The following is a 10331-nucleotide window of genomic DNA, read 5'->3' as shown; positions in this document are numbered from 1 at the left end:
AGCGGAAAGTCCAAAACGCAACAAAGAAAAAAATTCGCTTCTTTTTCTGTTTATTAAAAACGGAAATATTTACTGAGTCCTGTCTTTAATAAACCTTATTTTTTGTTTTTCAGGCAGTAATTATATCTTACAACCTTTAACAATTGGCTTCATAAACTCTTAAGATCTTCCTTTATTTTTACAAAAGCGATACAAAAAATTATCTTGCTTAATGTCTATTGAGAAATAAGATTGAATAATGTAGTTAATCTGTGAAGTGGTTTGTTATTGAAGAATAAACCTTTTTCTTTAAATAGTTTCAATCCTAAGAAAGAAGAATCTGATGTTTGCCGCCTTTATGTAGAGAAATTCTCTGTTACTGGCTTTTTTTCTCGATTCTTAATCCCAAAAATTGGACTTTTGAGAGCAAATCTTCTTAGCTTATCGTTAATAGGTTTTAGCTATATTTTGTTCGTTTATGGTTTGTTTGGAAATCATCCTCATATTTTTCCCCTATCTATCCTCTCCGTTATCTGCGGTTTTGCCATTATGAGCTTAGAAAGATACTATATGTTCAGGACCTGCCAAAACTGCGGAAAAGAGCTAGCCTATGTTATGATAATGGCGGAAATAATAAGCAACTATACTGAAAAAAAGATAACTAGCTATTATCGGTGTAAATATTGCGGGCATGAGCGTGTGAAAGTAGAATTATTTGATTTAGGTTGTGGTATGTTGTGATTCTCCTTAAGTCTTTAAATATAAATAGGGAACTAAGTTACGAAATCTTTGACCCGTGAAATGTCATTCACTTTACCGAGTCTTTCTTGTCACGCCCGAGTTCCGCTTCGGCACCCGAGTTCCGCTTCGGGAGCACGGTGTCCTTTTCACTCGCTTCGCTCGCTCAAGAGGACCAAGCTTATAAGATAAAATAGTGAGCTTTACTAACTAGAGCCGAAAAAAAGCTATAAAATCTCTGATCCGTGCAACGTCATTCACTTTACCGAACCGTCCTTGTCACGCTCGACGAAGGAGAGCGGCCTTCTCAAAAATCAGAAAAAAGAAAAAAAGGGTAATATCTTATTTTTTAAAATTGAATACTCAAGAATCCGATGTGCTAAAAATCTGTCTTCTTTTTTAACATTAAGGACCGGCCCGAGCTGATGCTCGGTAACAAGACACGTTAAAGACAGTGAATATGGTTTTTTGGGGCAGATTTTTACAACTTATTTTTTATTTTTCAGGCCGGAATCCTTCCTAACCTAACTTTTCCTTTAATCCTGAAAAATAAAAAAGATCTATTATTTTAATTGAATACTCGCCACCTGTAATGAAACAGGCTTACACAACTCTGTTTTTTCGGCGGCTGCCCCTTCTAACAATCCTTTAACAACCACTTCAATAAGTTTCTCGCTATCTTCCCGAGACTTCCTTAGTTTAGATTCAAGTTCATCACATAACCCCATGAACTGTTCTACTTTTTTAACTATGCGTTTTTGTTCATTGAGGGGCGGGAGAGGCACAACTGTATTGACAATTTTAATTCGGGAGATGTTAAACTGTGATATTTCTGTCTGCCAGGAAAAGGATTCTTTCCTTTACTCCCTACTTCCAGAGGCGCCAGATGATCTGAAAAGCTGTAAGTGTTTTTCCCGTACCTGTTGCCATAACGAGCAGAATTCTGTCCTGCCCTTTTGTAATTGCCTCTATTGTCCGGTTAACTACTATCCTCTGATAATATCGAAGGGATTTCTGCCGATCGGAAAAATACTCCTGGGTTACGATCCTCTGCCTGTCTTCATCAAGCCCCTTCCATTCACAGTACTTCTGCCAGAGAAATTCAGGGGAAGGAAATTTGTCCAGTGGAATTTCCTCTTCTACCTTTCCAAGAGTGCCTGTCCGGTCGTGGAGCAAAAAGGCGTCTCCGTTAGAGCTGAACGCAAAGGGATATCCAGCATCTCAGCATACATGAGCGCCTGCTGCATGCCTTCTCCTACCGTGTAAATATTCCGCTTTGCTTCCACAACTGCAAGAGGAAGGTTGGGCTTATAGGAAAGAATATAATCAGCTCTCTTTGGTTTTCCTCTGCTCGCTGTTGAGCCTTTAACAATAATCCTCCCTCTGGTAAGATTTACTTCTTCCCGTATCTGTCGTTCTTCCCATTTAGCCCTCTTAATTGCAGGCGTAATAAACTTCGAGCAAATATCCCTTTCACTCAACTCTTTCTTATTGGCCTCTTCCATTTACAGTCATCAGGCAAAATTTACTAACACATTGGTCGGTAATTAATATAAGTGCAGTCATTACTTTAGGACTTACGCGGTTGAACTGAAAAACAACAGCTCTAAACCTTCGACTGTCTAAATCATCGATTTAACTGCAAGGTCTATTGATCATGATTTTTATCCTCAAGTGCGTAAGTCCTATACTTATACTTTTAAATTTCTTGTGTTTTGAAATTCTTACCAGCTTAATTTCTTTTAATTACGCATCGTCTATCTTTTTATTTTCTTATGAAGTGTTATACTGTTAATATAACATTATACGATTTAATACTTAATTATTTTATTAAGATATTGATTATACGCATGCGTCGAAGTTATTCGTTAAAAATAATATATACCCCGAGTGCATAGTATAACCTGCGTTCTCATCAATTGAACACCCACTAGCAAACAACACCTACTCCAAAAAGATCAACCCACAACAAAAATTAAAACTCAAAAAACTCTCAACCCACAAGTCAAATAACTCAAACCTCTTCCCAAACCAAAATATTAGAAAGTTAAATCTTTTAGATGCCTTTCGGAACTTCCAGGTATTTCGGATGGGAACGCAACTCTTTTAAACAAAATTAAAACAAAATGAAAGTAAATTGTTAAATAAATATTTTTTTAATCGGATAATTTTTGATTGTTTTTCAATCTTATCATTTCACAGGTTCATACCTTCAAAGTTACATAACGAATTCTCACAAAATCCTGTATCGACTATAAAATCTCATGTTTTCTATTACTTCAAATATTTTACATTTAAGCACAATTTATTTAAGAATAATTTAGATCAGATATTAGATCAAATATTCCAGACCCCAAAATTCTCGTTAACTGCCTGCATTCTTTGAATTCCTTAGTTATTATATACTGATATAATATTAAATTATTCAACTAAAGTTATTTTGATAAAATATTGATTATAGGTATGCGTCGAAGTTATTCGTTAAAAATAATATATACTCCGAGTGTGTAGTATAACTTGCGTTCTCATCAGAACACTCCACTAGCAAACAACACCTACTCCAAAGATCTACCCACAATAAAGAATTATAGTAAAGAAAAACTCTCAACCCACAAGTCAAATACCTCAAACCTCTTCCCAAACTAAAATATTAAAGTGTTAAATCTTTTAGATGCCTTTCGGAACTTCCAGGTATTTCGGATGGGAACGCAATTCTTTTAAACAAAATTAGAAAAATGAGATAAACAGGTATCTTTTACAAGATCTTTTTAATTGCTTTTAGATGTTTTTGATTGCTTTTAGATGTTTTTTAATTGCTTTTCCTTTTCCGGTTACCTGGCCGTATGATTTAAATCAGGCATACCAATAAAATCAGGGTGAAGAAACGTTAAACATTGCAAATTCCATGCAATTCTAATTTGACTTAATATTTACTTCTGTTCTATGGTCATGTAGATGGAACTATTTCATGGAATTATTTCAGTCACGTGCTAATATATTTTCGCAACTTTCTGTAATATTTTGTCTCTTTATATAAATCATATAATCTTAGACTATTCAACTAAAGTTATCTTGATAAGATATTGATTATACGCATGTGTCGAAGTTATTCGTTAAAAATAATATATACTGAGAGTGCATAGTATAACTTGCGTTCTCATCAGAACAACCCACTAGCAAACAACACCTACTCCAAAGATCTACCCACAACAAAGAATTAAAACTTAAAAAAACTCTCAACCCACAAGTCAAATACCTCAAACCTCTTTCCAAACTAAAATATTAAAGTGTTAAATCTTTTAGATGCCTTTCGGAACTTCCAGGTATTTCGGATGGGAACGCAACTCTTCTAAATAAAATTAAAACAAAAAAGTAAATTTGCTCACTAATTTTTCTATTATCCAGGCCAAATTCTCTAAACCTAAGCCTGATTCTCTAAGTCCTAATAGCTTCATCAGGACCTATTTTCTCTTCTTAAGAATTATCTCCCATTCTTATGAACTATATTCTTTTATTATGAATTCTTATGAATTCATTTTTTGACATTATAAGCATTTTTCGCCCTTGTAAGGCTTATTCTGATCTTCTTACAGCTTATTAGGGCTTATTCTGGTTTACTGTTATTTATTCTTGCTTGACTTTTTTCATAATCCCTTCTGCAGCCATAATTCCGGTTGCGGCTGCATTGACGATATCTCTTGAAAGCCCGGCACCATCTCCTGCTGCAAAGAGGTTCTTTATACTGGTTTCCATCTGGCGGGAAACGTCCAGGTGCATGGCATAAAACTTGACTTCCGGGGCGTAGAGAAGAGTTGAGTCCGAAGCAACCCCTGGAATGATCTCGTTTAAGGTCTCGAGGCCTTCGATTATATCCATGACTATCCTGTGCGGAAGAGCCATTGAGATATCGCCCGGTGTGACATCTTTCAGCGTATTTACTACCAGGTTTTTGGCAAGGCGCTCTTTTGTAGAACGGCGCCCGCGCCTGAGGTCTCCCATGCGCTGAAGGACAGGTTTTCCTCCGCCGATGGTTGTTGCGAGTTTTGCAATTGAGCGGGCGTATTTTGTTGTGTTTTCCATAGGCTCGGTCAGTTCGATATGGACCAGGAATGCGAAGTTTGTGTTTTCCGACTCCGTGTTTGCCATCGAATGGCCGTTTGTTGCAATAAAGTCCTCATATTCCTCTTTTACAACATAACCGCGCCTGTTAGTGCAGAAAGTCCGGACAAAATCATCGTATCTGCGGCTCTGAATATGGAATTTCGGGTCCCTGTTTATTTTTGTTACAGGATCCATAATAATCGCAGGGACTTCCACTCTCACTCCTATATCAATCCCACCGTAACGGGCCTTCAGGTCATGTTTTTCTATCATTTCTGAAACCCAATTGCAGCCCCTTCTTCCAGGAGACAGGACTACATAATTTGAACGGATAATCCTTCCGCCCGAGAGAATAACGCCTTTGCAGGTTCCGTCTTCGATTATAAGGTCCTGGACCTCGGTCTCAATTAGAAAATCCACACCCTTATCAACAAGATCCTGTTTGAAGCGCCCTATGACTGCAGGCGAATTGTCCGAGCCTATGTGCCTCTGCTTGATCTCTATAAAGCGGGCTCCGACCGAAGCAGCCCTGCGTTTTAATTCCTCTATTTCCGGGCTTTCGGTAAGAAGGGCGGCTTGAGGCGCACCGAATTTAAGAAAAACTTTATCAACCCTGTCAACGAGTTCCCAGGCTTCTGTCTGGTCCCCTGTAAGCGCTGCAAGGTCTCCTCCTATGTCAGGCCTGAGGTTCAGGGTCCCATCGGAATATGTTCCGCAGCCTCCAATCCCGCACATTATCTCGCACGGGGTACAGTGCATACAGTAGCTCTGGGTTTTCATAGGGCAGACTCGTTTGTCAATGTCCCTTCCCATATCAATAACAAGGATTTTCAACCGGGAAGCTGCAAGCTCGTAAGCTGCAAACATACCCGCAGGTCCTGCCCCAATAATTACGACTTCATATGAGGATTTTATCTTCTCTTTCTTTACAGCCTGATCTTCATCGTCCATAACCAGCTATCCTAGAGTTTTTAATTTAAGAACCGGAAAACTCACTAATTCTTAGCAATCCCTTTAAAAAAATTTCACTGTAAATACCTGAAAATTCCCCACCGTTTTCAGCAGGTTATAATATCCTTTCCTTCATATTTACATCCTCCTGAGCCTGCGAATATGCTACTTAGAAAAATTCATAGAAAGTCCGCATACAACTTATTTTGAAAAGAAAGCGTGCCTGTGAACGCCCACAGGCTATTACTTCAATTTAACTACTCCTGAATATTTTTCCAGACCCAGGCAGTATTAAGCTGGGATTCTTTCACTTAAGCTGGGATTCTTTCACTTGAGTCTATGATTTCCCGAGTGAGTCTATGATTTCCCGGGTCTATGATTTCCCTATACATCACGGCATCAGTTTACTGATCAATAGTGAATTGATTTCTATTACTGGATACAATCTCTATTAACGGATAATAGAAATTGCAAGCATAAAGCCCATAAAAAGGCAGGTGAATACCATCATGAAAAACAACTTTTGCAAATAACCTTCCTCCTTTCCCACTTTATTCATTCTTTTTCCCACTAATATCATATATGGACCTCTCAGTATAAAAAACTTTCATCGACATATCTAACTATATTAATAATGAAGTAAAAAATTGAGTACAAAAAAGAAAAAACCAGATCAGATCCAGAGTAAAAAAGTGTGAGGAGACAAAAGAATTTAATGAAAAACCGGAAAGCCGGTAAGGTAACTAAACCGGTTTGCCTGTCTGTTCAGCTCATTTTTCTAATAACCAGTCTCTTGACACTTTTTTTCGTCTCTTCCCCTTCCGGAGTTCCGTTTTCCGTAGCTTCGAAAAGTTCGGTCCATGCCCTGAAATGGTAATCACTACCTGCTCCAAGGTCTCTGATCCTTATTTCGAAAGGCTTTTCCTTTGTAGCTTCTTTTTTCCCTGCGAGTTTCTGGTGAAATGTTTTTGCTGCGGCTTTTTTCGGGGAAGGAGCTGAGATAACTCCTATCATACCTCCGTTTTCGTCCGTAGCAATAAAGGTTTTTTCCTTTTTCTCCTGCCCTCCCTGAGTTTCCTGTTTTATGGTTTCCCGCCTGAGCTGCCTTCTGACCCTGTCAAGGGCATCTCCTGAACTCTTTCTTTCCTGCGGGATTGTTTTCCGGGCTCTGGTTTCAGAAAGGTGCTTTTCTTTTTTCTCGGGTGGGATATAGGGAGCTTTTCCAAGGAGCTCGTGCAGGAGCATAATTGCCGCGTGCTTATCTAGAGGTTCATTATTGTTCCCGCACTTTGGGGACTGTATACAGCCAGGGCAGCCACTTTCACAGGGGCAGCTTTCAATAGCTTTTAAGGTGCCTTCCAGTACCTCTTCGATCAGGTCATAACCTTTTTCGGCATACCCGACTCCTCCCCTGTGCCCGTCATAAATGAAAATCCCGCTTTTGCTTCCAAGGTCAGGATGAGAGGGAGTTGAAATCCCTCCTACATCGCTCCTGTCCACAAGCAGGTGCAAAGGGTACATGGAAATTATTGCATGCTCAACAGCATGAATCCCACCTGCAAAGTCCAGTTTATGGTCTCCTATGAGCTCCTGCAACCGGTCCGGAAGTTTAAGCCAGAGCGCAACCGTCTGGAGGGTTACAGGAGGCATCTCAATATCATGGGCGCTCATGGTCTCGTCACTATGGGTCCGGATTTTCCTGTAACCTACTATTCTATCCGTTACTTCCACTTCCCCTAGCCCTACCTCCACTTCAGGAAAATGCAGAAGAGGCTTTACAGCATAAGTCTCCTGTACTATGACTGACGAGTCTATCATGGGTTTTGTATAATAACTGTCGTGCGTTTTTAAGGCATGGATTTCCTTTTTCTCATGGTCGATCCTGTTTATATAAAATGGCTCTCCCCTGTGCATGTAGACCGCGCCCGGATGGCATTCCCGGAAAGCCAGAGTCTCTTCAATATCCTTTTCTATCGGAAAACTTTTTTCCCCTTCAAAGGCAAGCAGGGAGTAAGTGTTAGTATCTATTCCCCTAAGGGAGACCTGCTTGTAGGGGAAAGGCTCTGTAGAATATTTCAGATCGTTACCTGCTAACAGCCCTTCGGCTTCAAGGAGTTCCACAACTCTTGAATATCCAATACCAAAATATTTTTCATCCGATCCTTTAAGAGGAACTTCCTTTGCTGCGCAGAGCAAATGCCCTACAAGGATATAGGGATTTTTAGGGTTAAGCACTGCATTTTCACTGCTTCTTGCAAAGAAGTCGGCAGGGTTCCGCATATAATACTGGTCAAGAGCATTTGTCCCTGCAACCATAAGAATAAGGCTTTCGTTCCCTTTCCTGCCTGCCCTGCCTGCCTGCTGCCTTGCGCTCATAACCGTACCCGGATAGCCGTCAAGGATGCAGGCATCAAGCCCACCTATATCTATCCCGAGCTCGAGGGCGTTTGTAGAAATAACGCCCCTCAACTCTCCTGAATTCATTTTCTTTTCTATTTCTTCCCTTTCCCTATCAAAATAGCCGCTCCTGTAAGGGCAGATTGTATAAGAGAGCCCGCGTTCCCTTAAAAGGTCCCTGCAACCCTTATACATTCTCTCCACTCCCTGTCTTGACCGCGTAAAGGCAAGGGTCTGGAATCCTGCCTGGACTGCCCGTGAAAAAAGATATGAGGTTTCTGAGAAGCTGTTTTTTCTAACCGTGTTTCCCCTTCCGTTCAGGTAAAGAGGCGGGTTCCAGAATACAAACTTCTGCGGGCCCTGAGAAGACCCGTTATTCTCAACTACCTCAACTTCCCTTCCAATCAGGGTTTCAGTATGCTCTTTCGGGTTACCTATAGTTGCCGAACAGCAAATAAACTGCGGGGAAGCCCCATAGTATTCCGCAACTCTCAGGAGCCTTCTGAGCACGTTTGCCATATTGCTCCCTATGACCCCCCTGTAGTAATGGCTCTCGTCAATAACAATGAATTTGAGGTTTGAAAAAAAGCGCCTCCAGAGATGGTGCCAGGCAAGAAAACTCATGTGTACCATTTCAGGGTTTGTAAAAACAATATTTGTCTGTCCTTCCCTGATTTTTCTCTTCTGGTCTGCACTCAGGGCACCGGTATAACGAGCTATGCCTGCACCGGAGTTCAGCTCCCCCTCAAATTCAAGGAAAGCCTTTAACTGGTCATTTACAAGGGCATTCAGGGGAGAAATATAAAGAGCAGTAACCTCAGGATTTTTCAGGACAGCTTCAAAAATAGGGATCATGTAAGTAAGGGATTTCCCGCTAGCCGTGCTTGTGCAGAGAACCAGGTTTTTTCCTTTCCGAATCTTTTCTATTGCTTCAGCCTGATGGGAATACAGGGCTTCAATCCCTGTGCCCGAAAGGGCAGCTTTTACCTGTGCTTCCAGCTCAAGAGGCGAATAAAGGGCCTCTCTTGCAGGCGTCTCTTCAATATGGACTATCTGGTTCTCGTAACGGCTTGAAGCTTTTATTTCATTTAACAGGCGGGAAATTTCCATTTTTAGACTCCACTTTAATTCACTTTCATTATGTGCATTTCTGCTGGTCCAAATAGGGGCTAATTTTTTGGAGTATTATTTATTTAATTTTTCAGGTGCGGATAAAGGTTATGCTTTAACTCCCGATTTCCGTCTCGCCCGAATTGCGATTCGGGAGCCCGCAGTCCTTTTCGCTTCGCTCAAGAGGACTAATTTATGGGTTAGATTAATGAATTCTATCAATGGGATATGATCAAGAAAATTGATTATAACTATACTCGTGCAACATCATTAGCTATAAAGAACCTTTCTCACGAAAAAGAAGAAAAAAGAAAGAGAAAAGAAAAAGTAGGACTTACGCACTTGAGGATTAGAATCATGATCAATAGACCTTGCAGTTAAATCGTCTATTTAGACAGTTGAAGGTTTAGAGCTGTTGTTTTTCAGTTCAACCGCGTAAGTCCTAAAAAGAAAAAAATTATAGAAAATTGAGGACGATTTTGAGGTTTGTATCAGAACTTAACTGCTGGAGCTTCTCTTTCTGCTGGCTGGGTTTCAAATAAGTCTTTTTTATTGAAACCTGCGAGGGAGGCTACAATATTTTTAGGGATTGTCTGAATGCTGATGTTGTACTTCATGACCGTATCATTATAAAACTGCCTTGAATAGGCGATTTTATTTTCGGTATCCATGAGGTCTTTCTGGAGCTGTATAAAGTTCTGGTTGGCTTTAAGCTCGGGATAATTTTCTGCAACTGCGAACAGGGATTTCAGGGTAGAAGACAGGTAATTTGATGCTTCTGCGGTTTCGTTGACATTATGTGCAGACATTACTGCAGCCCTGGCTTTTGTGACGTTTTCGAAGAGATCTTTTTCATGTTTTGCGTACCCTTTCACCGTTTCTACAAGATTCGGGATAAGGTCATGGCGCCTTTTAAGCTGGACCTCTATCTGAGCCCAGGCATTTTCTACCCTGTTTCTTTGTTTTATAAGGTCATTGTATACTATAACGAAAAACAAACCCAGAATTACTATAATTATTATCGAGATCTCGAATAACAATAAATCACCATCCGT

5 protein-coding genes and 1 pseudogene are annotated in these 10331 nt (G+C 40.2%); 1 reads left to right on the top strand and 5 read right to left on the bottom strand.

The window, feature by feature from the left end; genetic code table 11:
• Positions 1 to 267 precede the first annotated feature (267 nt).
• The gene (locus RSJ42_RS09430) at positions 268 to 720 is read left to right on the top strand and encodes a hypothetical protein (RefSeq protein ID WP_410507048.1); all 453 of its coding nucleotides are present in this window, start codon (positions 268 to 270) and stop codon (positions 718 to 720) included.
• A 560-nt stretch (positions 721 to 1280) separates the two neighbouring features.
• Here the strand turns inward: RSJ42_RS09430 and RSJ42_RS09425 are convergent.
• From RSJ42_RS09425 to RSJ42_RS09405, 5 genes and pseudogenes are all read right to left on the bottom strand, one after another.
• Positions 1281 to 1517, bottom strand: coding sequence for a restriction endonuclease subunit S (locus RSJ42_RS09425; protein ID WP_410510349.1), 237 nt, complete (start codon positions 1515 to 1517; stop codon positions 1281 to 1283).
• A gap of 70 nt (positions 1518 to 1587) precedes the next feature.
• Positions 1588 to 2222, bottom strand: a pseudogene (locus RSJ42_RS09420) (DEAD/DEAH box helicase family protein); the annotation flags it as partial.
• Positions 2223 to 4341: 2119 nt separating this feature from the next.
• A complete protein-coding gene (locus tag RSJ42_RS09415) occupies positions 4342 to 5769 on the bottom strand; it encodes an NAD(P)/FAD-dependent oxidoreductase (RefSeq protein ID WP_410507047.1) in 1428 nt (475 codons plus the stop codon).
• A gap of 765 nt (positions 5770 to 6534) precedes the next feature.
• Positions 6535 to 9276, bottom strand: a complete 2742-nt coding sequence (locus RSJ42_RS09410) for a DEAD/DEAH box helicase (RefSeq protein ID WP_410507046.1) — start codon at positions 9274 to 9276, stop codon at positions 6535 to 6537.
• A gap of 491 nt (positions 9277 to 9767) precedes the next feature.
• Complete coding sequence (locus tag RSJ42_RS09405) at positions 9768 to 10316, bottom strand: LemA family protein (protein ID WP_410507045.1); 549 nt, start codon at positions 10314 to 10316, stop codon at positions 9768 to 9770.
• Positions 10317 to 10331 lie beyond the last annotated feature (15 nt).

Origin of the sequence: Methanosarcina hadiensis, from assembly GCF_046529725.1 — an archaeon.
In the GTDB taxonomy this organism is placed as follows: domain Archaea; phylum Halobacteriota; class Methanosarcinia; order Methanosarcinales; family Methanosarcinaceae; genus Methanosarcina; species Methanosarcina hadiensis.
This window is presented reverse-complemented; position numbering and strand designations above follow the sequence as displayed.

What these genes read in the sequence shown, in the direction of transcription:
- RSJ42_RS09415 (WP_410507047.1), bottom strand. Translation starts at nt 5,769, where the DNA reads ATGGACGATGAAGATCAGGCTGTAAAGAAAGAGAAGATAAAATCCTCA.
- RSJ42_RS09410 (WP_410507046.1), bottom strand. Translation starts at nt 9,276, where the DNA reads ATGGAAATTTCCCGCCTGTTAAATGAAATAAAAGCTTCAAGCCGTTAC.